Origin of the sequence: Xanthomonas sp. D-99, from assembly GCF_017746145.1 — a bacterium.
GTDB classification, from domain to species: Bacteria; Pseudomonadota; Gammaproteobacteria; order Xanthomonadales; family Xanthomonadaceae; genus Xanthomonas; species Xanthomonas cissicola.
The window spans coordinates 257,129-281,641 of record NZ_JAGHWU010000016.1; the positions used below are offsets into that span (position 1 = coordinate 257,129).

The window sequence follows — 24,513 nt, forward strand, 5'->3', positions numbered from 1 at the left end:
GACGATGCAAGCGCGCCCCGCAACCAACCACCAGATGCCGTCATCGACGGCACCGCAGCAATACCTGACCTTTCTGCTGGGCCGGGAGATGTTCGGCCTGGGCATCCTGGGCATCAAGGAAATCATCGAATACCGCGTGCCGACCGATGTGCCGATGATGCCGCCGGCGCTGCGCGGGGTGATCAATCTGCGCGGCGCGGTGGTGCCGGTGGTCGACCTGCAGCAACGTTTCGGCCGCAACGCCAGCGCGATCACCAAGCGCAGCTGCATCGTGATCGTGGAGATCGCGCATGGTGAGCTGCATCAGGTGCTTGGGCTATTGGTGGATGCGGTCAGCGAAGTGCTGGAAATTGCGCCCTCCGACATCGTCGACACGCCCAGCTTCGGCGCCGGCATCGCGCGCGACTTCATCCACGCCATGGGCAAGATCGGCGAGCGCTTCGTGATCCTGCTCGATGCCGATGCCGTGCTGGGCAACGACACGCTCGCCCAGCTGCCGGCCGCCGAGCTGGCGGCCTGACCTCACGCATGCACTCAAGGACTCCCATGCGCCCCGCCCTTCTCTCCTGCAACTGCACGCTGGCCGGCCCGGTCCTGGTCGTGGACGACAGCGTGGTCCAGCGCGAACACGCCATGGCGCTATGTCGCCAGCTCGGCGCAAGCGTGGTCGACGGTGCCGTCGACGGAAACGCGGCCCTGGAGTGGCTGACGCGCGCCCAGGCGCCATCGTTGCTGCTGGTGGATCTGGAAATGCCGGGCATGGACGGTGTGCAGTTGCTCGACGCCCTGGCGCGCGGCAAATACAGCGTGCCGGTAGTCGTGGTATCGCAACGCGGCGGTGCCTTGATCGATGCGGTGATGCAACTCAGCCGCAGTGCCGGCGTGCGCGTGCTCGGCGGCATCGAAAAGCCGATGAACCTGCAGGATCTGGCCACCGTACTGGAGTGCGAACCGGAGCCGGCCGCCGACGCACCGGCGTTCGCGCCGGTGGCGATTTCGCCGCTGATGTCCAGCGGTGGCGCCGCCGCCTCGCGGCTGGATCGCGCCATGCGCCGCGGCGAGATCCGCGTGGCCTACCAACCCAAGCTCGATCTGAAGGACGGCCGCCTGCGTGGCGTGGAAGCGCTCGCACGTTGGCGCCGACCGCAAGGCGACATGATCGGCCCGGACCGTTTCATTCCGCTGGCCGAACGCGAAGGCTTGATCCACGCGTTGACGCAGCAGGTCATCGACAAGGCCATCGCGCAATTGGTGGACTGGCGCGCCGAAGGGCTCGACCTGAGCCTGGCCCTGAACCTCTCGCCCCGGCTGCTGGGCGAGGACCATTTCCTCGAAGAGCTATGCACCAAGCTGGGCGAGAACGGCCTAAGCCCGGCCGATCTGGTACTGGAGCTCACCGAAAGCGCCATCGTGGAGCCGGCCAATGCGCTGAGCATGCTGGCGCGTTTGCGCCTGCACGGGTTCGGCCTGTCCATCGACGACTACGGCACCGGCTTCTCCTCGCTGCAGCGCCTGGCCAGCATTCCCTTCACCGAACTCAAGCTGGACCGCAGCTTCGTGCATGCGGCGCATCGCAGCCGCAGCCAGCGCACCGTGCTCGAATCCACGCTGGAACTGGCGCATCGGCTCGAACTCACCGCCGTGGCGGAAGGCGTGGAAACGCCCGACGACTGGCGGCTGCTGCGCGAACTTGGCTGCGATCTGGCACAAGGCTATCTGATGGCATCGCCGATGCCCGGGCCGATGCTGTCGGAGTGGTGGCGCGAACACGCCGTGCGCATCGCACGCCTGAGCGACAGCACGTTCCACAGCGATGCGGACGTGGCCTGAGCCAATGAGCACAGCAACCGCCATCACCGAACAGGAGTTCGGCCGCTTCCAGCGCTTCATCTTCGAAGCGGCCGGCATTACCATTTCCTCCGGCAAGAAGGCGATGCTGTGCGGCCGCCTGGGCAAGCGTCTGCGCGAACATCAGTTCAGCACCTACACGCAGTACCTGCAGCTGTTGGAAAGCCGCCAGGACCGCAGGGAAATCCAGACCGCGATCGACCTGCTCACCACCAACGAAACCTATTTCTTCCGCGAGCCCAAGCATTTCGAGCTGCTGCGCAAGCTGGCCGGCGAACACCGTGGCGGGCTGCCGTTCCGCTGCTGGAGCGCTGCCAGTTCCAGCGGCGAAGAAGCCTACAGCATGGCCATGGTGCTGGACGACACCTTGCAGGGCCGCCCGTTCGAAGTGGTAGGCAGCGACATCAGCACCCGCGTGCTGGCCAAGGCACGCACCGGCCATTACGCGCTGCAACGTATCGACGGCATCCCGCAGGCCTATCTCAAACGCTACTGCCTGCGTGGCCAGGGCGAGTACGACGGCACCTTGCTGGTGGAGCGGCGACTGCGCGAGCGCGTGCAGTTCGTGCACGCCAATCTCAATGCCGCGTTGCCGGCACTGGGCAGCTTCGATGCGATTTTCCTGCGCAATGTGATGATCTATTTCAATGGCCAGACCAAGCGCGAAGTGATCCTGCGCGTGCTGTCCAACCTCAAGTCGGGCGGGCACTTCTGCATCGGCCATTCGGAAAGCCTGAGCGAACTCGACATCGATCTGGTCCAGGTGGCACCCTCGATTTTCCGCAAGGCATGACCCAGGGGTTCACCGTGTCGACAGCGCTCCATCGCCCCGCCGCCAACCCCACTCCCATCAAGGCCATGGTGGTCGACGATTCGGCAGTGGTGCGCCAGGTGCTGGTGGGCGTGCTCAACGACGCGCCCGGCATCGACGTCATCGCCACCGCCGCGGACCCGCTGCTGGCGATCGAAAAAATGCGCCAGCACTGGCCGGATGTGATCGTGCTCGACGTGGAAATGCCGCGCATGGACGGCATCACCTTCCTGCGCAAGATCATGAGCGAGCGGCCCACGCCGGTGGTGATCTGCTCCACGCTCACCGAAAAAGGCGCGCGCGTCACCATGGATGCGCTGGCCGCCGGCGCGGTGGCGGTGGTGACCAAACCCCGCCTGGGTCTGAAGCAATTTCTCACCGACTCTGCCGACGAACTGGTGGCGACCGTGCGCAGCGCCGCGCGCGCCAACGTCAAGCGGCTGGCCGCGCGCGTGACTGCCGCGCCGCTGGAAGCGGAGGTCAAGCACACAGCAGATGTCATCCTGCCGGCGCAAAGCGGGCGTGCGCTGGCGCAGACCACCGAACGCATCGTCGCGATCGGCACCTCCACCGGCGGCACCCATGCCCTGGAAGAAGTGCTCACGGCACTGCCGCGCGTCTGCCCGGGCATCGTGATCGTGCAGCACATGCCGGAGAAATTCACCGCTGCCTTCGCCGCACGTCTGAACGGCCTGTGCCAGATCGCCGTCAAGGAAGCCGCCAACAACGACCGCGTGATGCCGGGCCGCGCATTGATCGCCCCCGGCGGCAAACATCTGCTGCTGCGTCGCAGCGGCGCGCAGTATTTCGTCGAAGTGCTGGAAGGACCACCGGTCAACCGGCATCGCCCGTCGGTCGATGTACTGTTCCGCTCGGCCGCGCGCGCGGCCGGCAGCAATGCGCTGGGCATCATCATGACCGGCATGGGCGACGATGGTGCCGCCGGCCTGCTGGAAATGCGCCAGGCCGGCGCACGCACGGTCGCGCAGGACGAACACACCAGCATCGTGTTCGGCATGCCCAAGGAAGCGATCAAGCGCGGCGGCGCGGACCGTATCCTGCCGCTGGGCGCGATGGCGCGCGAGATCGTGACGCAGCTGCAATAACGCGACAGACGTCCACGTCGCGCGCCAAACGTGCTGCCAGAACCACTGCACCTTCTGCGCGACAGACCCTGCGCATCTGCTCGACAGAGCCAGTGCCTGTGCTGGGCACAACCACTGCGTCTGTTCCAACGCAACCACTGCGCTGCGCAGGATCGACGCGCGCATCTCTTCCGTCCATGAAGATCTCCACATTCCCTTCTCCGGTCTGCGGGAGAAAGTGCCCGAAGGGCGGATGAGGGCAACACCCTGAGCGGACCTACAGCTGCGACTCAAGCGGCAGCCAGCCCATCACCGTTGCTGCACCACGTCGCCACACGCTCGCGGCCGGCTCGCGCGACCACACCTCGGGCGGCTGCGCGGCATCATCGTGCCAACGCAGTTCGCCCTGGTCCAGGGTCACGCGGTAACTCACCGGCGCACTGACCTTGTGGTTGTACAGGCGCTCCAGCTCCGCGGTGACCACACGGTCGTTGAACAACAGGCCCATTTCGGTATTGAGGTTCATCGAACGCGGGTCCAGGTTGAACGAGCCGATGAAACCGCTGCTGTCGTCCACGACAAACGCCTTGGTATGCAAGCTGGCGCCGCTGGAACCGAACAGGCTGCCGTCCGGCTTGCCCATCGGCTTGAGCTCATGCAGGCGCACGCCCTGCTGCAGGAGCGGCACGCGATAACCGGCGTAACCGCTGTGCACTGCCACCACGTCGTTGGCTGCCAGCGAATTGGTCAGAATGCTCACGCGCACGTTGCGCTGGCGCAGATTGCCGATCCAGCGCATGCCCTCGTCGCCCGGCACGAAATACGGCGAAATCACTTTCAGCCCGCGCTGTGCGTGCGCCATTTCGCCGATCAGCACTGGCGTCATCCAGTCGGCTTGCGGCGGCGCACCTTCGGCTTTTTCCGGCGGGTCGGAGACGATACGCGCTTGCGACACCCAGTGCACCGGGCGGTCGCCCTGCATCAGTTCGCGCACGCTTGGAGAGCGCTTGAGCCGCTCCACATACGGATGCGCGCGCACCGATGCCATGCCGGCGTCCAGGCTGCCACGCAAGGCCTCCAGTGCCTGCGGTTTTGCGGTAACCAGCGCAGACAGCGGCAAGGCATTGGGGCTATTCCAGTACGCATCGAATACCTGCTCGGCCTGGCCCACCGCTGGCCCCATCAGCGCCGCATCCATATCCATGAAATTGGTGTCGCGCGCCGCATCGAAATATTCGTCGCCCACGTTGCGCCCACCCACCACCGCGATGCGGCCATCGGCAATCCAGGCCTTGTTGTGCATGCGGCGGTTGATGCTGAACATGCGCAGCACCATCTCCACGCCGCGCATCAAGGTGCCTTCGCGCGCGCGGGTCGGGTTGAACAGGCGAATCTCGATCAGCGGATGGCTATCCAGGGCGGCCAGCACCGAATCGCTGCCATGGATATTCATGTCGTCCAGCAGCAACCGCACGCGCACCCCGCGATCGGCCGCGCGCAGCAACTCGTTGTGCAGCAGGTTGCCGGTGAAATCGGCGTGCCAGATGTAGTACTGCAGATCCAGGCTGCGCCCGGCCGCACGCGCGGTGAGCGCACGTACCGCAAACGCATCGACGTTGTCCGGCAGGATCACCATGCCGGTCTGACCGGCATGCGCCTGTTGCAATGGCGCCACCACCTTGTCGATGGGCGTTGTCGCCGCCTTGGCAGGCAGCACGTGACTGACCGGCCCGCGTTGGCGGTCGGCAAAGCGCCCGTAGCCGTACAGCGCTAACGCACTGGCCAGCACCAGCACCAGCAGCGCAACGCCGAACCATTTGAAAAATTTCCGCTTTGTCACTGCCGATTCCGCGATTCGCAGCGCGGCAGTGTAGAGCCCACGCGGGCAGACCGGTGTGCAGACGCCGCCACAAGCAACCTCGACAATTCCGGCAAGCAACAGGCGGGTGTCCCGGAGGCGAGCACGCGCAGTACCACGTGCCGCACAAGGCGAGCGATACGGTGTATGGCGTCATCAGCAGCGTGGCGCGCGAGCTGCCGAAACACCAGCGCGCGCCCACGTCGCTTACCAGATGGTCACGCGCTCCTTGTCGCCCCGTACCATCGTATCGCCGGGCTTGCACTGGAAGGCCTGCGCAAACGCCGGCATGTTCGACGGCGCACCGTTGGCGCGGAAATTCGCCGGCGCGTGCGGGTCGGTGTTCAGGCGCACGCGCAATTCGCCATCGGTGAAGTTGCGGCGCCACACCGTGGCCCAGTTCATGAAGAACCGCTGGTCCTGCGAATAGCCATCGATCTGCTTGTTGGCGACCGGCTGCTCCTGCAATGCCATTTGCAAGGCATCGTAAGCCACGGTCAGACCGCCCAGGTCGCCGATGTTCTCGCCCAGCGTCAGCTTGCCTTTGACGTGCACACCCTTGATCGCTTCATAGCCATCGAACTGGGCCACCAGCTGGTCGGTGCGCTCGGTGAACAGCTTGCGGTCTGCCTCGGTCCACCAGCTATCGAAGTTGCCCTTGGCATCGAACTGGCTACCGGAATCGTCGTAGCCGTGCATCATTTCGTGCCCGATCACCGCGCCGATGCCACCGTAGTTCAAGGCCGGATCGGCCTTGGGATCGAAGAACGGCGGCTGCAGGATCGCGGCCGGAAACACGATCTCGTTACGCGTGGCGTTGTAGTACGCGTTCACCGTCTGCGGGGTCATATGCCACTCGCGCTTGTCGACCGGCTTGCCGATCTTGTCCAGCATGTAGCGGTAGTTGAATGCCTGTGCGGCCTGCATGTTGGCAAGAAAGCCGTCGCCACGCGTCTGAAGACCCGACCAATCGCGCCACTGGTCCGGGTAACCGATCTTGGGAGTGAAGCTGGCCCATTTTTCCAGTGCGCGCTGTTTGGTTTCCGCGCTCATCCAGTCGAGCTTTTCCAGCCGCGCCTTGAGCGCCGCCGATAGATTCTGCACCAGTTGCTGCATCTGCTGCTTCGATTCGGCCGGAAATGCGGATTGCACGTACAGCTGGCCCAAGGCCTCGCCCATCGCCTCGTTGACCGCATTCAAGGTGCGCTTCCAGCGCGGCAGCATGTCCTGCTGGCCGCGCAGGGTCTTGGCGTAGAAATCGAAATTGGCCTGCTCGAACGGCTTGGCCAGGTACGGCGCCGCTTCGTCCACCGTGTGGAAGCGCAGATACGCTTTCCAGGTATCGACCGGCGTATCGGCCAGCATCGCATCGAGCTCGGCGAAATAGCCCGGCTGGCTCAGCGAGAAGGTGCCGGCCGGCACCTTGAGCGCCGCGAAGAACGCCTTCCAGTCGAAGTGCGGCGTGATGGCGTTGGCGCCGGCCACATCGACCGGGTTGTAGCGCTTGGCCGGGTCGCGCAGTTCGATACGCGACAACGACGCATTGGCCAGGCGCGTCTCGAACGCCATCACCGCCTTGGCCTGGGCAGCCGCCTGCGGTGCCGGGATGCCCGACAGCTCCAGCATCCGCGCGATGTAGGCCACGTACTGCTCGCGAATCTTTGCCTGCGCCGGATCGGTGTAATAGCCCTTTTCGGGCAAGCCCAGACCGCCCTGCCCTGCGTAGGCGATCATCTGCTCGGAATTCTTGTAGTCGGCATTGGCACCGAACGAAAACACCACACCCTGGCCTTGCGCATAACTGTTGCGCAACCAGGCGGCAATGGCCGGCGCATCGGTCAATGCCTCGATGTCCTTCAATTGCGGCTGCAGCGGCGTAATGCCGGCTTTGTCGATCGCCGCTTCATCCGAGCCGGTCCGCCACAGGTCGGCGAGCTTGGCATCCACCGAACCGGCCGACAGGTTGCCGCGCGCCAGTTGCTCCACCAGCGCGTGCTGGATGGTCAGCGAGCGCTCGGCCAGCACCTCAAAGCTGCCCCAGCTGGTGCGATCGGACGGCACCGGGTTGGCCTTGAGCCACCTGGCGTTGACGAACCCGTTGAGGTCCTCACACGCGGCGATGCTCGGGTCCAGATCGCCGCTGCTGAACGCCACGATCGGCGCATCGAGCTTGGACACGTCCACCTTGGTCGGTACCGCCCGCGGTGCGGCGGGCGCCACCTTGGCAGTGTCGTCGGAGGCACCGCACGCAGACAGCGCGACCACGATGGCGACCGCGAGCGATAGCGGGGCTAACTTGCGCAACTTCATTGAATTCTCCAAGGGCTGACCGCGCAGGCGCGATCGAAAAAAGTCAACATCCGGTCGGCAAGCGCTGGCGAAGGACCGCGCAGCAGGCGCCCGCCTCCCCGTCAGTCGCGGCGCAACCGGCCAGACCACATCAGTGCAGCGGCACTGCAACATAACCTGCGACGCCGTGCCGTATGAAAGTCCATTGCATCAGTACACCACGTGCGCGTCTGTCATCGACACCGCGGCGCGCTGTTTCCACCCACACCGGCGCAGCTCGCGCCATCGCATGCGCTCAAGGCCGCGCGTAGAACGGCGCCATCAACAGGTACACCGGATACGCCAACGCCATCAGCACCAGGGCGACCTCGTGCCCCGACGCCGCATCGGCGCACGCTTCCATCTGTCGCGACGGCCCAGCGACGCCAATCCCCAGCAGTAGTACGCCCATTGCGCAGATCAGCAGCGCCAGCCCCAGCCCCCGCACCGGAGATGTCGCTGGCAGCCAAAGCGACAAAGGCGGGGCCGCCGGCCAGCAGCATGCCAAGCGTCACCAGATACGCGCGACAATAAACGGCAGTCATCTGCCGGGTTCCACGTTTGCCTGACATCGTGTCTCGCCTGCACTCGGCGGAGCGCGCATCGCCCCCTCGCACCGCGTCCATTCACCACCGCATGCAGCCGCTTGCAGCCGCGTGCGCGCAAGAACTCGCGCTGCGCGCACCGCACGCAGCGCTGCAAGCGCCAGCGGCGATTACTTCGCCTTGCCCTGGTTGGCTACTGCTTCGGCCGCGCGCTTGGCCGCTTCCGGGTCGCCCAGGTAACGGAAGCTGCGCACCTGCAAGTTGTCGTCCAGCTCGAACAGCAACGGGATGCCGGTAGGGATGTTGAGCTCCAGGATCTGCTCATTGGAGACATCGTTGAGGTACTTGTAGAGCGCACGCAGCGAATTGCCGTGCGCGGTCACCAGCACGGTCTGCCCGGCCTTCAACTGCGGCGCAATCGCGTCGTGCCAATACGGCAACACGCGCACCAGCGTGGTCGCCAGCGACTCGGTCCCCGGCAGCGCATTGCGGTCGAGGGTGGCGTAGCGACGGTCGTGGCACGGGTGGCCCGGGTCGTTGACGTCCATCGCCGGCGGCGGGATGTCGTACGAACGGCGCCAGATCTTGACCTGCTCCTCGCCGTGCTTGGCCGCGGTTTCGGCCTTGTCCAGGCCTTGCAGGCCACCGTAGTGGCGCTCGTTGAGGCGCCAGCTCTTGGACACCGGCAACCAGTCCTGGTCAAGCTCCTTCAACGCGCCCTGCAGCGTGTGGATGGCGCGCTTGAGCACCGAGGTGTGGGCGACATCGAACTGCAGCCCTTCGTCCTTCATCAGCCTGCCGGCTGCCACAGCTTCCTGGCGGCCCTGGTCGGTCAGTTCCACATCCACCCAGCCGGTGAAACGGTTGTCCAGATTCCATTGGCTCTGGCCATGGCGCAGCAGTACGAGTTTGCGGGTCACTACGGTTCTCCGATTGGGGGCCGATCAGCCTGCGATTGTAGCGGCAGCGCGTGCATCGCAGGCGTGCACGAGATCGCCACATGCCGCGCGCGATGCTTTGGCAATGCAGACCAACGACCCCGTCTTCGCCGGTTGGGACGGCAGCGTGATCCAGGCGCGACAGTTGCAACAGCAACTGGCGCAGCGCGTGGTGCTCGACGACGCAGTGAGCGCCACGCCGCAGTTGCTTGCAGGGTTCGATGTCGGTTTCGAAGACGATGGCCAGACCACCCGCGCGGCCGCCGTGTTGCTGGATGCGCAGACGTTGCTGCCGCTGGAAACGCACATCGCGCGCGTGCCGACCTCGATGCCCTATGTCCCTGGCCTGCTCAGTTTTCGCGAATTGCCGGCATTGCTGCAGGCCCTGGCGCTGCTGTCGCGCACGCCGGACCTGGTGTTCATCGATGGCCAGGGCATCGCGCATCCACGCAAGCTTGGCATCGCAGCGCACTTCGGCGTGGTGACCGGCCTGCCGTGCATCGGCATCGCCAAGCAGCGCCTGGCCGGCAGCTTCGCCGAGCCTGGGCCCGAACGCGGCGACCACACGCCGATCCTGCTGGGCGGTGCGCAGATCGGCTGGGCGCTGCGCAGCAAACCGCGCTGCAATCCATTGATTGTCTCGCCCGGCCATCGCGTGTCGATGCAAGGCGCACTGGACTGGACCCTGCGCACGTTGCGCACCTATCGCCTGCCCGAGCCCACACGCCTGGCCGACCGGCTGGCCTCGCGCCGCGGCGAGGTGACGGTGCCGGCAGCCTACCCCGCTCAGCTGCTGTGAGCAGGCGTTCAAGCCGCGTCAGGCGCCGCATGCACGGGCGGTCACACTGACACGGCGCTAAGGCGACCAATCAGTTTTCAGTGATGGCGATGCGACCGGCACCGTCGATCCGGAAGAAAACCATGTTCTTGTTGGATGGGGGCTGGAAGTTCACGGAATACCCGACTGCGTAGGGCTGATCCCTGCATGAGGAAGAAGAAGAAACCACCTGATAGTTGACCGCACTGTTGAGGGTCGGCCCTGCGACGCTCCTGTTGGCGTAGACCGCATAGCAGGCAACCGTCTTTCCATTCGCCGAGAAGGCCAGCGAGCGGACACCGGCGGCCACACTGATGATGCGGCTGTTGACGGCATGCTGGACGCTCTGGGCACTACCAAGGGATGGCACCGACGCCGCCATGACCAAGAAGAGCAGCGATCTGGTTTTCTTTCCTGAGATCGATGAGACCATGAAGGTAAGTCCTCAGATTGGGAGTGAGAATCTGAAACGCATCGAGTAAAACGCGAAAGCGCGAGCGAGTTGCCGCCACGTGTGCAGCGCAGACGATGCGCAGCAAGCGACCGTTGCCGATCCGGCATCTGAGACGCCTGCAGTGAAGGCCAACACGCTCGTGGAGCGTGCAAGCGCCGCTATTATTCATGGCGCGATGACACGCGTGACTTGGCACGACGCATCTAGGTTGCGCCGGTACGTTTCCCGCAATGCAACTTCGTTCGTGTTGCAACTTCGCCGCTGCCAGAGCCTCGCCAACCGATGCTTGGCGGCAGCACCGGCGGCGACGTCTGGACACGGCCGCTCGCGGAGGAAGATCGGGCCGGCCATGGTGGCCGCAAGCGCCTTGGGCCTTGCCGATTGGACATGCGGACGGGAATGGCGCCTACGCCTGCGCCTCAATGTTGCGGCCTGCCTGATCCCGGACCGCAGCGCTGGATGAGTCGTCTTCGCCGCCAACAATGTCCACGCTGGCAACGCATCCGGCCTGCAAAGGACCGGGGCTTTCTCGCCATGAGCCGCTGCTAGCCCATGCCACGCCCGCATGGCGTTCGCGGTGCGGCGCCAGCCGCCACACCGATGGCGCATTGCCCGACGCGCATGAAGCGCCATGACTCGGACACTGCGTTTTACGCCACGCGCCCGCCTCGGCCACCGCGCATGCCAAGCTCGTGCCCACGTCATCACTCCGCGAGACCGCGCATGACCACCCTGATCGCTCCACGCGTCCATGACATCGGCGGACTGGAAGTGCGCCGCGCCGTGCCCACCCTGCAGGCGCGCAGCGTCGGGCCATTCGTGTTCGTCGACCACATGGGCCCAGCCGTACTGGAGCCGGATCACGGCATCGATGTACGCCCACATCCGCACATCGGCCTGGCCACGGTCACGTTCCTGTGGGCCGGAGAAATCGGCCACCGCGACACGCTGGGCTCGGATCAGGTGATCCGCCCTGGCGACGTCAACTGGATGACTGCCGGCCGCGGCATCGCCCATTCCGAACGCACGCCAGGCCCGGAGCGCGCACGCCAACACGCCTTGCACGGCATGCAGACCTGGATCGCCTTGCCGCGCTCGGCCGAGGAGACCGCGCCAGCGTTCCATCACCACGCGGCGGCAAGCCTGCCGCAGCAGCGCCGCGACGGCGTGTGGCTGCGCGTGATTGCCGGCCGCGCGTACGGTGAGGAATCGCCGGTGCAGGTGTTCAGCGGCACGCTGAATGTGGCGCTGGACCTGGCGCCCGACGCCGAACTCGATCTGGACGCCGGGCACGCCGAGCGCGCCCTGTACATCCTGGAAGGCGAGGCGCAGCTGGATGGTGCCGATGTGCCAGCTCGCCACCTGATCGTGCCCTCGCCCGGCGCCCGTGGCCGCTTGCGCGCCAAGACCCCGCTCAAGGCAATGCTGCTTGGTGGCGAGCCGCTGGATGGGCCGCGTCATCTATGGTGGAACTTCGTGTCCAGTTCCAAGCAACGCATCGAGCAGGCCAAGGACGACTGGCAAGCCGGCCGCTTCGGCAGCATTCCCGGCGACGACGAGGAGTTCATTCCGCTGCCCGAGTCACCGGCCCCGAAACCGGTTAATTACCCTTGAAACCGTGCGCTGCGCGAGTGGACCGACACGCGCGATCACCAGGTCTCGTAACGGAAGTGCCAAGCTGCACATGCGATGCCAGGCACATGTGCGACATCACTTGAGCTAATTCGCAAAACTGTGGTAGTGATGGCCTTGTAGACGGAGCGCGTTGCGTGGACGGCAGTCCTTGAGCGGGGAGTTCGAGGTACTGCAACGGCACCAAATAAGCGCGCCCGCATCGTCATCCAATGCCGGGGAATCGTGTATGAAGTCTGCATCCTGCCTTGTTGGCCTGAGCTTGCTGCTGGCCGCTGCCACCGCCCACGCCCAGACCTCGCCAGTCTGCCCGCCGTTGCCACCGGCCTCCGGCCTGCAATGGAACGAGCTCGCCGGTGCCGATTACCTGGTCTGCAAGGCCGTGACGGCAGATGGCCGCCAGGTGGTGGGAGTGATGCTCACTACCCGCGACCCGGCGATGACGTTGGCACGCGACCGCCGCGCCGAAAAGGGCCAGATCCAGCAGGAAGATTTCTACTGGTACAAGCTCGATCTGGGCGGCCGCGACATGCCGGGTACGGAATCGCGCCGCGTCACCGTGGTCGAACTGGGCAAGAAGCGCTACGCGCAGCTGTGGATCGATGGCGCCAGCACCGAAGAACTCGCCTCGATGCAGTCGATGGTGCAGAACATGGATCTGCAGCCGGCCAGCCTGGCGCTGCAGCGCTGACGCAGCGCTGCGCACTGCTGCTGCAACAGCCTTGCAGCGCGGGGGTCTGCCCGGCGCGCTGCAGGCATTGGTCTGACCACATCTGCCGCTTGCGTGTCGCCGCAGATCACCATTGCGCGCTCGATGCGTGTGCCCCACGCGTGTCACGCCGACGCGCGTAATGCGACGACCAGCGGCGTGCACGTGCACCAGGCGCGCCGGATACGTCCATCGGCTCAACGGTTTTGATTCTGGCGGACACCACGTGCGGCGGCGACGCGTGGGAGAACGCTCACGGTTGCGCACGTTGGAGCAGCGGCTCCCCTCGGCGTACGCCCGGAATCGGCGCGGACCGATCGCCCGTTCCGATTCCGATTTCGCATTCACCATACTCAAGGACCGCCGGCAAGCGTCTGTCAGTCGCGCCAATCGCCGTGTCTCCACCGCCGCCAGCCGCCTGCAACCGAGTCTGGATGCGCACCTCGCCGGTAAGCAGGCGATGGATCGGGCATTTGTCGGCCACTTCCATCAACCGTGCGCGTTGCTCGTCGTCCAGCGCCCCGTCAAGCACCACCTCGCGGGCGATCGCCGTGCCGGCAGCGCCGCACTGCGTGTAATGCAGATGCACGTGCACCGCCGTCAGCGGCCACTGCTTGCGCGCGGCCACCATCGACACCGTGATGGCAGTGCACGCTCCCAGTGCGCCCAACACCTGCGACTCGGGATCCGGCCCGGCGTCGCCGCCACCATTGGCCAGCTGCGTATCGCCGCTCCAGGTGTGCAGTCCGTCGTGGATGCTGACCGTGTACGGCACCGCGCCGGTGCGCACGCTGACAGGCCGGTCACTCATTGCCGGCTCCTGCTGTCGGGCGCGAGCCAGTTCAAAACCGGCCTTCCTGGAAATCGACGAAGGCCTGCATCAGCTCCTGCTTGGTGTTCATCACGAACGGGCCATGCCGCATCACCGGCTCGTTGAGCGGGCGCCCCGCGACCAGGATCAGTTGCGCGCCGTCGGCACCGGCGTGCAGGCGCAGGCGCTGCCCACCGCCCAGCACGGCCAGCTGCTGCGCCGGCAACACGCGCGCGGTGTCGCTCTCGCCCACCGTCAGTGCGCCCTCGAAGGCATACGCGAACGCGTTATGCCCGCTCGGCAGCTGATATTCCCATTCCACGTTCGGTTCCAACGCGATATCCAGGTACACCGGGCTGGTTGCAGGTTGCACGATCGGCCCGACCACCTCGCCCACCGCACCGGCAATCACCTTGACCGTGACGCCGGGTGCCGGATGCGCCACCGGAATGTGGTCGGGTGCGTACTCCTGATATTTGGGGTCGGTCATCTTGTCGCGCGCCGGCAGGTTCACCCACAACTGAAAGCCGCGCATGCGCCCGGATTCCTGCTCCGGCATTTCCGAATGGATCAGCCCGCGCCCGGCGGTCATCCACTGCACGCTGCCCGGGGTCAGCAGGCCTTCGTTGCCGTGGTTGTCCTTGTGGCGCATGCGCCCGTCGAGCATGTAGGTCACGGTCTCGAAACCGCGATGCGGGTGGCTGGGAAAACCGGCCAGATAGTCTTCGGCCTTGTCGGTGCCGAATTCGTCCAGCATCAGAAACGGGTCCAGCTCCGGCAGCTGCTGCGTGCCGATGACGCGGGTCAGCTTGACCCCGGCCCCGTCGGAGGTCGGCATGCCGCGAATGGTGCGCAGCACGTGCGCTGCTGTGGTGGTCGTGGTGCTCATCGCTTGTCCCTGTGCTTTGTGGCGAAGCGCCAATGATGGGTGCGCGCGGGCCGCCGCCCAACCGCAACCATTGCAACCGATCGTTCCAAACGCCGCCAGCGCGGCAGCGCCCCTAACCGATCCGTGACCGTGGCACCCTACGACCAAAGTTTTACCCCCTTGCGTCCGGCTGGCATTGACCGCGGCCGGGCGTGGGTGGACCCTTGAACGAATCGTTCCTGAGGGGCATGCATGAAAGGGTTCTCGAAGCTGGCCTGGGGCGCGTTGGCGCTGCTGGCCGCGTTCTGCCTGGGCACCGTTGCGCTGCGGCGTGGCGAACACATCAACGCGTTGTGGATCGTGGTGGCGGCGGTGTCGATCTACCTGATCGCCTACCGGTTCTACAGCCTGTTCATCGCCGACAAGGTGATGCAGCTGGACATCACCCGCGCCACCCCGGCAGTCGCCAACAACGACGGCCTGGATTACGTGCCCACCAACAAGCACGTGCTGTTCGGCCACCACTTTGCTGCCATCGCCGGCGCCGGCCCCCTGGTCGGCCCGGTGCTCGCCGCGCAGATGGGCTACCTGCCCGGCCTGCTGTGGCTGTTGGTCGGCGTGGTGTTCGCCGGTGCGGTGCAGGACTTCGTGGTGCTGTTCCTGTCCAGCCGTCGCAACGGCCGCTCGCTAGGCGACCTGGTGCGCGAGGAGATGGGCCAGGTACCCGGCACCATCGCCCTGTTCGGCGCCTTCCTGATCATGATCATCATCCTGGCCGTGCTGGCGATGGTGGTGGTCAAGGCGCTGGCAGAAAGCCCGTGGGGCATGTTCACCGTCATCGCGACAATGCCCATCGCGCTCATGATGGGCGTGTACATGCGCTACATCCGCGTCGGCAAGATCGGCGAGATCTCGGTGGTGGGGTTGATCCTGCTGCTGGGCGCGATCTGGCTGGGCGGCAAGGTCGCCGCTGACCCGACCTGGGGTCCGGCCTTCACCTTCACCGCCAAGCAGATCACCTGGATGCTGATCGGCTACGGCTTCGTCGCCTCGGTATTGCCGGTGTGGCTGCTGCTGGCGCCGCGCGATTACCTGTCCACCTTCCTCAAGATCGGCACCATCCTGGCGCTGGCGATCGGCATCCTGGTGGTCATGCCGGACCTGAAGATGCCGGCGCTCACGCAATTCGCCTCCACCGGCGATGGCCCGGTGTGGAAAGGCGGCATCTTCCCGTTCCTGTTCATCACCATCGCCTGCGGCGCGGTCTCCGGCTTCCATGCGTTGATCGCTTCCGGCACCACGCCCAAGCTGCTCGCCAATGAAGGCCACATGCGCTACATCGGCTATGGCGGCATGCTGATGGAATCGTTCGTGGCGATCATGGCGCTGGTGGCCGCGTCGATCATCGAGCCGGGCATCTACTTCGCCATGAACAGTCCCGCCTCGCTGGTCGGCACCGACACTGTCGCAGTCGCTGCCAAGATCAGCGAGTGGGGCTTTTCGATCACACCGCAGGTGCTCGAGGCCACGGCACGCGATATCGGCGAGCACAGCATCCTGGCGCGCGCTGGCGGTGCACCTACGCTGGCGGTGGGCATCGCGCAGATCCTGCACCAGTTGCTGCCGGGCGAAGACACCATGGCGTTCTGGTATCACTTCGCCATCCTGTTCGAAGCACTGTTCATCCTGACCGCAGTGGACGCCGGCACGCGCGCCGGCCGCTTCATGCTGCAGGACCTGCTGGGCAACTTCATCCCGGCGTTGAAGAAGACCGAGTCGTGGACCGCCAATATCATCGCCACCGCCGGCTGCGTGGCGCTGTGGGGCTATCTGCTCTACACCGGCGTGATCGATCCGTTCGGCGGCATCCAGACCTTGTGGCCATTGTTCGGCATCTCCAACCAGATGCTGGCCGGGATCGCGTTGATGCTGGGCACGGTGGTGCTGTTCAAGATGAAGCGCGACCGCTACGCGTGGGTCACCATCGTGCCGGCGCTGTGGCTGTTGCTGTGCACCACCTATGCGGGGCTGATCAAGATCTTCGACAGCAACCCGGCGCAGGGCTTCCTGGCACAGGCCCACAAGTTCCAGGCGGCCATCGCCAGCAACACCATTACCGCGCCGGCCAAGACGGTGCCGCAAATGCAGCAGATCGTCACCAATGCCTACGTCAACACCGGGCTGACCGTGCTGTTCCTGTTCGTGGTCGGCTCGATCCTGATCTATTCGATCAAGACGATCGTGGCGGCACGCCGCAACCCGCAGCGCACTGACCGCGAAACCCCGTACGTGGCGTTGCAGCCGCATCAGATGGCAGACCTGTAATGGGCACGCAACTCGTCCTGGCCAGTCACTATCAGGCACATCGCCGCATCTGGCGGCGCCTGATCCAGACCGCGCGGCTGTGTTGCGGCATTCCCGACTACGACAACTACGTGCGCCACATGCTGGAAAAACATCCCGACAAACCGGTGATGGACTACCCCGCCTTCTTTCGCGAGCGCCAGGATGCGCGGTATGGCGGCAAGAGTGGGTTTCGGTGTTGTTGAATGGCGGATTGGCGATTAGTGATTAGTGATTGGCTGATCAATGAAGTACAAACGCAACAGGGCGCGATGCGAATCGCGCCCTGTTGCGTTGATGTGGATGCAATAGTGCGGCTTTCTTTATGCGAATGGATGATGTGCTTGATCTAGGGCAAAGCGACCGATCTGCGGTTTGGCTGCAGGGCCCTTGCCCGCCCACCATCGCAGGACATGCTGCAAGTACGTCCCTGTAAGCTCCGTGGCGGCATCCATGCCGCCAAGGCTCCCGCGACGGTGGGCGGGCAAGGACCCGTCAAGTTGGTCGGTGTGCATGGCGCAAGCGATACATGCGCGATCCATTGACCGAATCACCTGTCAGCTCATTTGTTGTCCTGTCGCAGCGATTATCTGCTGTCACGACCAAGCGATTCGCAGTAGCAATCAATCGACACGTGCAGCGATCCGTTCGTCGCAGCGAGCCTGCTTTTAGTTAGCCGCCAGCCGACTATCCAGCGCGGTGCCCTTGCCGATTGCGGGACCGTTGGCGGCATGGATGCCGCCATCGAGCTCCCAGGGACGGGTTAACGGCGTGTCCCGCGAGCGGTGAGGGCACCGCACATTCGACTAGCCAGCTTTCGGCTGCATCTAAACCGGACCATGATTCGAATCACTGTTACCTGAAGCGATCGGACAGTGCAGCAGATCCACAGCTGCGTTACGGCTCTGTGCGCTTCCTGCAGCGCCCTTGGCGGCATGAATGACACGCGGGAACGTCCATGGACGGATCCACTCCGTGTCGCGCAAGCGGTGAGGACACCGCACACTCCACTCACCAAGCTATCGACTTACCCAGCGCGCTTTTGTGCCAGCAGCGCAAACAACGCAGGCAAATCATGCATATTGTCGAACACCTCGAGCACACCGATGCGGCGCAAGGTATCGCCATGCCCCGGTGGAATGTGGCTTGCACCGGTAAACCCCAACACCTGCATGCCGACCGTCACGGCCGCCGTTGCACCGGTCGGGCTGTCTTCGATGACCAGGCAACGCTCCGGTGCGACCCCGGCGGTACGTGCCGCCAGCAGATACACGTCCGGCGCCGGCTTGGGCCGCTCCACCATGTCGGCACTGAAGATACGCCCCGCCGCACGTGCGGTGAGCCCGGCCCGTTCCACCGAGGCAATCACATTGTGGCGCCGGCTGTTGGAGGCGACCGCCAACGGCAGCGGAATCTGCTCCAACGCCTCGCGTACGCCTGCGATTGGCTGCACCTGCGCCTGGATCAATGCCTCGCTGCGTACCTGGATCTGCGCCAGCAAGGTATCCGGCAACCGTAGCGCAAAGCGCTCTTCCACCCGCCGCAACACCTCGCGTGTGGTCTGACCGAAGGTGGTTTCCAGCAGATGTTCCAGCGGCTCGCTTGGCACGAAAGACGCCAGCGCCTCACGCATTACCCGGTCGGCCAATATCTCGCTGTCGACAAGAACGCCATCACAGTCACTGATCAGTAGCTCGTACGCCATTGCACCCATCTGCTCGCAAAGCACCATTATGCCGGCCCTGGTGGACCGTCGGCTGTGGCGATGGATCCGTCGGCGCTCGCGGCATGCGCGCTGCCAGGACGGGCGGCACCGAACATGCGTCCCGCCCTGCCGTCATGTCACGAAATCTTACCGCAAGCGATGTTTGCAGCTGCTAGGATCTGCCCCGCTACGGCGGGACTTGCCGCAGCGTCATCAGGAATGCGATCAGGAGAAGGAGATTTCGATGCAACCGCGATTCCCCACCCTGCTCGTTCTTGCGACCTCGTTCTTCGCGGTCTCATGCACCGCCTCGCCCGGTGCCAAGGAGCAAACCACCATGTCAGCTACGCTGCAGGACCACACCGTCGCCTTCCGCGACCCCGCCCTGACCGATATCGCCAAAGCCATTGCGCACGGTGATGTTGCCCAGATCAAGGCGCTCGCCCCTACCGTCGATCTCGCCGCGCATGGCGATCAAAACGTCACCTTGCTCGAATGGGCCATCTGGAACGAACAGCCGCGCGCCTTGGCGGCATTGCTCGATGCAGGCGCAGATCCATCATTACCCGGCATGGACCAGGAAACGGTCGTGCACATGGCCGCCATGGCCCAGGACCCGGAATATCTGCAGATCCTGTTGCAGCACAAGGCGCCGATCGATGTCGTCAGCGCGCGTGCGGGCTGGACGCCACTGTTTCGCGCGGTGCAGAGCAAGCGCGATGCGCAGATCGACTTGCTGATCAAGGCCGGTGCGGATGTACAGCGCGTGGACCACACCGGCAACAGCCTGCTGCACCTTGCAGCGCAAAGTGGTGCAGCTAGCGCTGCAGTGCTCAGCTTGCTCAAGGCCGGTGTCGATCCCGAGGTGCGCAATTCCCAGCAGAAGACTTTCCAGGCGTATTTCTTCACCACGCCGGATCGCCTGCTCAATGCCAGCGGCCAGCAGGTGAGGTCGGAAGTGCGCGCGTGGTTGAACGCCCACAACATTCCCGTGGAAAGCAGCCGCTAAGCGCGCTTTTCGCATGACGAACGCAAGGAGCCGCGCATGAGCCCGTCAGTATCCTCTTCTTCTTCCACCCCGTTCGCAGAATCGATGCGCGGGCAACAACCGCACCCGGAGGACCGCCAGTTCCCCGCGATGCTGCAAGACCTCTACGCCACCGCCGCCCAACGGCGCGAAGGCGGCGCCGAAACCTTTGCCGCCTTGCCCAACGGCTGGTCGCGCATGGACGACCGCGCGCTGCAGCAAGCAGGCATCGACCCTGCCCTGCTGCACGACGCCAAGAGCGGCTTCGATGCCGCGTTCTATCGCAATGATCAGGGGCAGGTGGTGCTGGGCTTCTGCGGCACCGACGAAGGCAAGGACTGGAAGCACAACATCGGCCAGGGCCTGGGCTTGGACGATGCGCAATACGCTTCGGCGATCCAGCTCGGCAGCCAGGCCAAACAGGCGTTCGGCGACCAGGTGGTGATCAGCGGGCATTCGCTGGGTGGCGGCCTGGCCGCGGCATCGGCAATGGTCAACGACATTCCGGCGGTGACCTATAACGCCGCCGGCGTCAACGACCGCACGCTGGAGCGCCAAGGTCTGGATGCATCGGCGGCCAAGGACTACGCCAATAGCGAATTGATTCGCGGCTACCACGTCAAGAACGAAATCCTGACCCATCTGCAGGAAGACAGCATCCCGCTCAAATGGGCCATGCCCAATGCGGCCGGTCATCAGATCGAACTGCCGGAGCCGGACCCGTTGTCCTTCGGCCAGCGCCTGGTGCCGGGCATGATGCTCAAGCATCGGCTGGATCTGCACGGCATCGATTCGGTGATGAAGGCGCAGGACATGCAGTTGCAGGACCAGGCGCGCGGCAACGCATTGCAGCCCGGCAGCCAGCTGTTCAACGACGCGGTAGTGAAACTGGATGGACAACGCGACCGCCTGGGGCTGCGCGACGACACCGCGTTTCTCAATACCGCTGCCAGCGTGGCCGCGCGTGCAGGCAACGATGGCCTGCAGCGCATCGATCACCTGGTGCCCAACCGTGATGGCGACAGCTTGATCGCGGTGCAGGGCCGCATGGACGACCCAGCCCATCTGCGCAGTCACGTGCAGACGGCGTCCGCAGCCAACGAGCCGGCCCAGACCAATGTCAGCCAGTTGCAACAGCACAATCAGCAACACACCCAGCAGCCGCCGCAACAGCAGGAAGAGCAGCGTCGGGCGATTCAGCAGTAAGGCTCCGGTGGCCCGTGCAGTGCCGCGGGCCACTCTTTGTCAACGCACGCGGCTGGCGACAGCGCGTCAAGGCTTGCGCATGATCGCTGTCGGCGTCGCGCCGCGGACGGTGTTTGGGGAAATGGCGCGCGCATTTGAACCACGGCGCGACGTCACCGACACCGCGTCACAGGAATCGTCAGCCAATTGCGAACGGTGCGCAGAAGCCGCGTGCCTGGCGCGGGACATAGCGCAACGCCGAGCATCGCCCAGCCGCGCTGGCGATGGCGCGGCAGCGCGATACCGCACCCAGCCGCTTAATCGTGGCGCTGCAGATCGCGACGCGCGTTATCCAGCGCCCGCCATCGCCCGCAAGGTGATGCCGACCAGATATGCCAGATAGGTGCCGGTGGCGTAGCCCATCGTGCCCAGCAACACACCTACCGGCGCCAGTGCCGGGTGAAACGCCGAGGCGACCACCGGCGCGGAGGCTGGGCCGCCGATATTGGATTGCGAGCCGATCGCAAAGTAGAAGAATGGCACCCGCAACAACCGGCCAAGACCCCATAACACGGCAATGTGCACGGCAATCCAGATCAGGCCGAGCAGCAACAACCATGGCCGGTCCAGCAGCGCCAGCAGGTCCATCTGCATGCCGATGCAGGCGATCAGGAAATACAGCAGCAAGGTGCCGATTTTGGACGCGCCTGCGCCTTCCAGCGTGCGTGCGCGGGTGAAGCTCAGCAGCAGGCCCAGGCTGGTCGCCAGCACCACCACCCACACGAACGGTGTGTCCAGACTGAACTGGCTGGCCCAATGCCACTGCGCCTTGCACCACGCGGCGAGAGGATTGGCCAGGGCATGTGCAAGGCCGACACCGCCGAATGCCACCGCCACGATCGCCATCAGGTAGGCCAAGCTGGGAATACGCGCATGTTCGGCCTGGAAGCGCGCCATGCGCTCGCGCAAGGCATCCAGCGCCCGGGTGTCGGCACCGCTGCGAGCGTCGATCTTGCGCGCGCGGCCGGCCAGGAAGATCAGCGCCGCCATCCACACATAGCCCACGCCGACATCGACCACCGCGAACTGACCGAACGTGGTTGCGTCCACATCGAACACTTCGCGCATCGCCAGCATGTTGGCGCCGCCGCCGATCCAGCTGCCCGCCAGCGCTGCCATGCCGGCCCAGGTATCGCCGGCCACGGTGGCCGGATGCAGCCAGTGCATCACCCAGAACGCCACCACCGCACCCAGCATGATGCTCAGCGATGCAGCCAGATACATCGCTACCAGCTTGGGGCCGAGCCGCAGGATCGCGCGCAGGTCGATGCTCAGGGTCAGCAGGATCAACGCGGCAGGCAGCAGCACGTCACGGGCGATCGGGTTGTACAACCGGGTGTTGGCACCGTCGATCAAACCGGCCGTGCTGTAGATGCCTGGCAGCAAATAACACAGCAACAAGGCCGGTACCAACGCGTAGAAACGCCGCCAGAACCCTTGTTCGCGCGCGGATGTCCAGAACACCGCGCCCAGGGTGGTGGCGATCAGGCCGAACACGACAATATCGTTTTGAATCAGCGCAGCACCGGCAGCATTCACGACAGGCGGATATCCAGAAAAGTAGCCGCCAGAGCGCGGACCGGACCAAGGTGGCCGATGCCTTGAATCTAGCCGACCCGGCCCTCTGCGCAAACCCGGCACAGCGGCGGACAGCCGCCACTGTCGGCAATGACGTACTGCAGCAGCGGCCGCGTTCCTTACGGCCTCAGCCGTAGCGCCGCACCACCCGATCGCCGCCGCCGGTGTTGACCACCACGCCGCTGGGCTGGCCGGTGGTCAGGCAGTGCAGCTTTGCCATCAATTCGGCAAAGTCCAGGGCGCCCTGTTCGCGCAGATACCGCAATGGCGACCAGTGCGGGCGGGTCACCCACCAGCCGCCCTGTGTGGGATGGATGCGAACGACATAACGAGACTCGTCCATCAGGCCTCCGGCCAGTGCGCATAGCGGTCGAGCGAGGCGCACGGGGCGCATGGCCGCAGTGCGCGTGGAATGGGAACGCCTTCTCTCGTCCGGTATGCCGGCGTGCCCTTACTCAAGGGGCCGCGGGAGAGTAGCCAATGGCCCCGCGTCCGGCATAGCCAGGATGTTCTTTTACGCATGCCAATGCCGTCGGGCTGACACTGGCAGGGCGGTAGGAAAATTCTTACGTGACACACATCACGTCCAGCGCTACATTCGGTCAGGACCGGTGAACACCGCGTCATCAGTCATCGTCAGACGAGCGTGGACGATGCGCAGTGGGTGATCAGTCGCTCTTGAAGACGGCCTCTGGGGAGGGGTTGCATGCATCTGCTCAGGAAATTCCAGTTCTCGGTCAAGACCGCCATGGTGATCGGCTATGTGTTGGTGATCAGGGAGGCGGTTGTGTTGTGGTCGTAAGGCTGCTGCAGAGTTGAACGCGGTGGCCGGGCAAGTCGATTGCGGCCTGCAAAGCACAGGTAACGCGCCTGGAGCGGTGTCAGTGATCGGCACCGATGACGCCAGCGTGCCTGCAGTGACAGTGCCCGCCGCTTACGGTGCGGCCGCCGCGTTCTCGTGTCGGGAGCCAGGCTGCCAGAGATTTGCGCGCGTACCCGTCATGGCGTCTCACTCGGCATCGACCCAGCCGCGCTGCCGCGCGGTGGCCAGATCGGCCGGCGTGTCGATATCCAGCGCCAACGCCGGGGCGCTGACGCACCCAAGGCTCTGCATGTCCAGGCTGGCGAACAGGCCGCGCAGGCCGCTATCGGCCTGCAATGGCACATCCGCCCAGGCCGCATGCGTGACCACCGCGGGAATGCCGCGCACGCCGCTGTAGCCACTGGTTGCGCATCCGGAGACGGCGCGATCGGCTTCTTCCAGCAGGGAGCGCAAATGCGGGGCATCCAGCGCAGGCTGATCGCACCCCAGGATCAGGCTGCGTCGCAACGCCGGGTCGCCCTGCACATGCCTGCGCAACGCGGCCAGGCTGGAGCCCATGCCCTCGGACCAATCGGGATGCCGGAGTATTTCGACATCCAGATCCTGCAACACTTCGCTCAACGCGTCGGCGTCGGCACCCAGCACGACCACGCAGCGGCGTGGCGCAGTCAGTAATGCAATGCGTGCGGCGCGACGCAGCAACGGCTCGCCATCGCGCATCAGCAATTGCTTCGAGCGGCCAAGCCGGCGCCCTGCCCCGGCGCCCAGCACCAGTGCCGCGTGATTGCCACTCATGTGCTGCACGCTGCTGGCATGGCGGCAGCGGCGTGCGGTGCTGGTTGCGAGACGGTGGGAGCGTTGCGCTTTCCGACGTAGTCACCACGTGCGGAATGGCTGGTGGCGACGAAGCTAAGGCGCACAGCATCACCCGATGCGTCGACGTGGCGATCCGGAACAGGGGGCATGGCGACGTGCTGCTTGAATGGAAGACAGCTGCAGCCTAGAGCGCCGGCTGTGCGTGCAGGGTGACTACCCCTTGCGTGCGCTGTCCATACATCGGCGAAGCCTGTCAATGGCGATGCAGATTG

20 protein-coding genes and 2 pseudogenes are annotated in these 24,513 nt (G+C 65.0%); 11 read left to right on the top strand and 11 right to left on the bottom strand.

Annotated features, from left to right (window positions below; all coding sequences use genetic code 11):
• Positions 1-4: 4 nt before the first annotated feature.
• The 4 genes from J7360_RS08195 to J7360_RS08210 are packed head-to-tail and all read left to right on the top strand — an operon-like array spanning position 5 to position 3,765.
• Positions 5-520 carry a chemotaxis protein CheW gene (locus J7360_RS08195; protein WP_005913227.1) on the top strand — a complete coding sequence of 172 codons (516 nt, stop codon included), beginning with the start codon at positions 5-7 and terminating at the stop codon, positions 518-520.
• A 26-nt stretch (positions 521-546) separates the two neighbouring features.
• Positions 547-1,830: an EAL domain-containing response regulator gene (locus J7360_RS08200; RefSeq protein WP_007971661.1), complete on the top strand. Its 1,284-nt coding sequence runs from the start codon at positions 547-549 to the stop codon at positions 1,828-1,830.
• Positions 1,831-1,834: 4 nt separating this feature from the next.
• Positions 1,835-2,641, top strand: coding sequence for a protein-glutamate O-methyltransferase CheR (locus tag J7360_RS08205; RefSeq protein WP_003488107.1), 807 nt, complete (start codon positions 1,835-1,837; stop codon positions 2,639-2,641).
• Positions 2,638-3,765, top strand: a complete 1,128-nt coding sequence (locus J7360_RS08210) for a chemotaxis response regulator protein-glutamate methylesterase (RefSeq protein ID WP_209033638.1) — start codon at positions 2,638-2,640, stop codon at positions 3,763-3,765. The genes J7360_RS08205 and J7360_RS08210 overlap by 4 nt, the downstream gene beginning before the upstream one ends.
• 256 nt (positions 3,766-4,021) lie before the next feature.
• Here the strand turns inward: J7360_RS08210 and J7360_RS08215 are convergent, their stop codons facing one another.
• The 4 genes and pseudogenes from J7360_RS08215 to gpmA all read right to left on the bottom strand — a co-directional run bounded on the left by J7360_RS08215 (position 4,022) and on the right by gpmA (position 9,395).
• On the bottom strand, positions 4,022-5,584 hold the full coding sequence (locus J7360_RS08215; protein ID WP_042675090.1) for a phospholipase D family protein: 1,563 nt from the start codon (positions 5,582-5,584) through the stop codon (positions 4,022-4,024).
• Positions 5,585-5,809: 225 nt separating this feature from the next.
• Positions 5,810-7,912, bottom strand: coding sequence for a M13-type metalloendopeptidase (locus tag J7360_RS08220; protein WP_022558900.1), 2,103 nt, complete (start codon positions 7,910-7,912; stop codon positions 5,810-5,812).
• 274 nt (positions 7,913-8,186) lie between these two features.
• Positions 8,187-8,502: pseudogene (locus J7360_RS08225) on the bottom strand (hypothetical protein).
• 143 nt (positions 8,503-8,645) lie between these two features.
• The gene (gene gpmA, locus J7360_RS08230; RefSeq protein WP_007971667.1) at positions 8,646-9,395 is read right to left on the bottom strand and encodes a 2,3-diphosphoglycerate-dependent phosphoglycerate mutase; all 750 of its coding nucleotides are present in this window, start codon (positions 9,393-9,395) and stop codon (positions 8,646-8,648) included.
• 103 nt (positions 9,396-9,498) lie between these two features.
• Here gpmA and nfi point away from each other — a divergent pair, with 103 nt between their 5' ends.
• On the top strand, positions 9,499-10,212 hold the full coding sequence (gene nfi / locus J7360_RS08235; protein ID WP_057662384.1) for a deoxyribonuclease V: 714 nt from the start codon (positions 9,499-9,501) through the stop codon (positions 10,210-10,212).
• Between the two features lie 70 nt (positions 10,213-10,282).
• Here nfi and J7360_RS08240 read toward each other — a convergent pair whose 3' ends face one another.
• A complete protein-coding gene (locus J7360_RS08240; RefSeq protein WP_022558897.1) occupies positions 10,283-10,663 on the bottom strand; it encodes a hypothetical protein in 381 nt (126 codons plus the stop codon).
• 744 nt (positions 10,664-11,407) lie between these two features.
• Here J7360_RS08240 and J7360_RS08245 point away from each other — a divergent pair.
• Both J7360_RS08245 and J7360_RS08250 read left to right on the top strand, forming a co-directional pair.
• Positions 11,408-12,298, top strand: a complete 891-nt coding sequence (locus tag J7360_RS08245) for a pirin family protein (RefSeq protein WP_007963831.1) — start codon at positions 11,408-11,410, stop codon at positions 12,296-12,298.
• 247 nt (positions 12,299-12,545) lie between these two features.
• A complete protein-coding gene (locus J7360_RS08250; protein WP_007963829.1) occupies positions 12,546-13,007 on the top strand; it encodes a hypothetical protein in 462 nt (153 codons plus the stop codon).
• Between the two features lie 406 nt (positions 13,008-13,413).
• On the opposite strand, the pseudogene J7360_RS08255 reads toward J7360_RS08250, so the two are convergent.
• Positions 13,414-13,836: pseudogene (locus J7360_RS08255) on the bottom strand (OsmC family protein); the annotation flags it as partial.
• A 31-nt stretch (positions 13,837-13,867) separates the two neighbouring features.
• A complete protein-coding gene (locus J7360_RS08260; RefSeq protein WP_003488129.1) occupies positions 13,868-14,725 on the bottom strand; it encodes a pirin family protein in 858 nt (285 codons plus the stop codon).
• A 231-nt stretch (positions 14,726-14,956) separates the two neighbouring features.
• Here J7360_RS08260 and J7360_RS08265 point away from each other — a divergent pair, with 231 nt between their 5' ends.
• Positions 14,957-17,029: a carbon starvation CstA family protein gene (locus tag J7360_RS08265; protein WP_209033640.1), complete on the top strand. Its 2,073-nt coding sequence runs from the start codon at positions 14,957-14,959 to the stop codon at positions 17,027-17,029.
• Positions 17,029-17,253 (top strand): CstA-like transporter-associated (seleno)protein, encoded by a 225-nt coding sequence (locus tag J7360_RS08270; RefSeq protein WP_003488133.1) that lies wholly within the window; start codon positions 17,029-17,031, stop codon positions 17,251-17,253. The genes J7360_RS08265 and J7360_RS08270 overlap by 1 nt, the downstream gene beginning before the upstream one ends.
• A gap of 821 nt (positions 17,254-18,074) precedes the next feature.
• On the opposite strand, the gene J7360_RS08275 is transcribed toward J7360_RS08270, so the two are convergent.
• Complete coding sequence (locus tag J7360_RS08275; protein ID WP_057662378.1) at positions 18,075-18,779, bottom strand: HAD family hydrolase; 705 nt, start codon at positions 18,777-18,779, stop codon at positions 18,075-18,077.
• A gap of 172 nt (positions 18,780-18,951) precedes the next feature.
• Between J7360_RS08275 and J7360_RS08280 the strand changes: the two genes are divergently transcribed.
• Both J7360_RS08280 and J7360_RS08285 read left to right on the top strand, forming a co-directional pair.
• On the top strand, positions 18,952-19,761 hold the full coding sequence (locus J7360_RS08280; RefSeq protein ID WP_176215042.1) for an ankyrin repeat domain-containing protein: 810 nt from the start codon (positions 18,952-18,954) through the stop codon (positions 19,759-19,761).
• A gap of 36 nt (positions 19,762-19,797) precedes the next feature.
• Positions 19,798-20,985 (top strand): XVIPCD domain-containing protein, encoded by a 1,188-nt coding sequence (locus J7360_RS08285; RefSeq protein ID WP_057662376.1) that lies wholly within the window; start codon positions 19,798-19,800, stop codon positions 20,983-20,985.
• Positions 20,986-21,312: 327 nt separating this feature from the next.
• On the opposite strand, the gene J7360_RS08290 is transcribed toward J7360_RS08285, so the two are convergent.
• From J7360_RS08290 to J7360_RS08300, 3 genes are all read right to left on the bottom strand, one after another.
• On the bottom strand, positions 21,313-22,563 hold the full coding sequence (locus J7360_RS08290; RefSeq protein ID WP_057662373.1) for a DUF819 family protein: 1,251 nt from the start codon (positions 22,561-22,563) through the stop codon (positions 21,313-21,315).
• 166 nt (positions 22,564-22,729) lie between these two features.
• The gene (locus J7360_RS08295) at positions 22,730-22,945 is read right to left on the bottom strand and encodes a hypothetical protein (protein ID WP_057662370.1); all 216 of its coding nucleotides are present in this window, start codon (positions 22,943-22,945) and stop codon (positions 22,730-22,732) included.
• Between the two features lie 666 nt (positions 22,946-23,611).
• A complete protein-coding gene (locus J7360_RS08300) occupies positions 23,612-24,220 on the bottom strand; it encodes a nucleotidyltransferase family protein (protein ID WP_057662367.1) in 609 nt (202 codons plus the stop codon).
• Positions 24,221-24,513 lie beyond the last annotated feature (293 nt).

Excerpts from the sequence above, each read along its gene's own strand:
- J7360_RS08195 (WP_005913227.1), top strand. The coding sequence starts at position 5 with ATGCAAGCGCGCCCCGCAACCAACCACCAGATGCCGTCATCGACGGCA.
- J7360_RS08200 (WP_007971661.1), top strand. The coding sequence starts at position 547 with ATGCGCCCCGCCCTTCTCTCCTGCAACTGCACGCTGGCCGGCCCGGTC.
- J7360_RS08205 (WP_003488107.1), top strand. The coding sequence starts at position 1,835 with ATGAGCACAGCAACCGCCATCACCGAACAGGAGTTCGGCCGCTTCCAG.
- J7360_RS08210 (WP_209033638.1), top strand. The coding sequence starts at position 2,638 with ATGACCCAGGGGTTCACCGTGTCGACAGCGCTCCATCGCCCCGCCGCC.
- J7360_RS08220 (WP_022558900.1), bottom strand. The coding sequence starts at position 7,912 with ATGAAGTTGCGCAAGTTAGCCCCGCTATCGCTCGCGGTCGCCATCGTG.
- nfi (WP_057662384.1), top strand. The coding sequence starts at position 9,499 with ATGCAGACCAACGACCCCGTCTTCGCCGGTTGGGACGGCAGCGTGATC.
- J7360_RS08240 (WP_022558897.1), bottom strand. The coding sequence starts at position 10,663 with ATGGTCTCATCGATCTCAGGAAAGAAAACCAGATCGCTGCTCTTCTTG.
- J7360_RS08245 (WP_007963831.1), top strand. The coding sequence starts at position 11,408 with ATGACCACCCTGATCGCTCCACGCGTCCATGACATCGGCGGACTGGAA.
- J7360_RS08250 (WP_007963829.1), top strand. The coding sequence starts at position 12,546 with ATGAAGTCTGCATCCTGCCTTGTTGGCCTGAGCTTGCTGCTGGCCGCT.
- J7360_RS08260 (WP_003488129.1), bottom strand. The coding sequence starts at position 14,725 with ATGAGCACCACGACCACCACAGCAGCGCACGTGCTGCGCACCATTCGC.
- J7360_RS08265 (WP_209033640.1), top strand. The coding sequence starts at position 14,957 with ATGAAAGGGTTCTCGAAGCTGGCCTGGGGCGCGTTGGCGCTGCTGGCC.
- J7360_RS08270 (WP_003488133.1), top strand. The coding sequence starts at position 17,029 with ATGGGCACGCAACTCGTCCTGGCCAGTCACTATCAGGCACATCGCCGC.
- J7360_RS08275 (WP_057662378.1), bottom strand. The coding sequence starts at position 18,779 with ATGGTGCTTTGCGAGCAGATGGGTGCAATGGCGTACGAGCTACTGATC.
- J7360_RS08285 (WP_057662376.1), top strand. The coding sequence starts at position 19,798 with ATGAGCCCGTCAGTATCCTCTTCTTCTTCCACCCCGTTCGCAGAATCG.
- J7360_RS08295 (WP_057662370.1), bottom strand. The coding sequence starts at position 22,945 with ATGGACGAGTCTCGTTATGTCGTTCGCATCCATCCCACACAGGGCGGC.
- J7360_RS08300 (WP_057662367.1), bottom strand. The coding sequence starts at position 24,220 with ATGAGTGGCAATCACGCGGCACTGGTGCTGGGCGCCGGGGCAGGGCGC.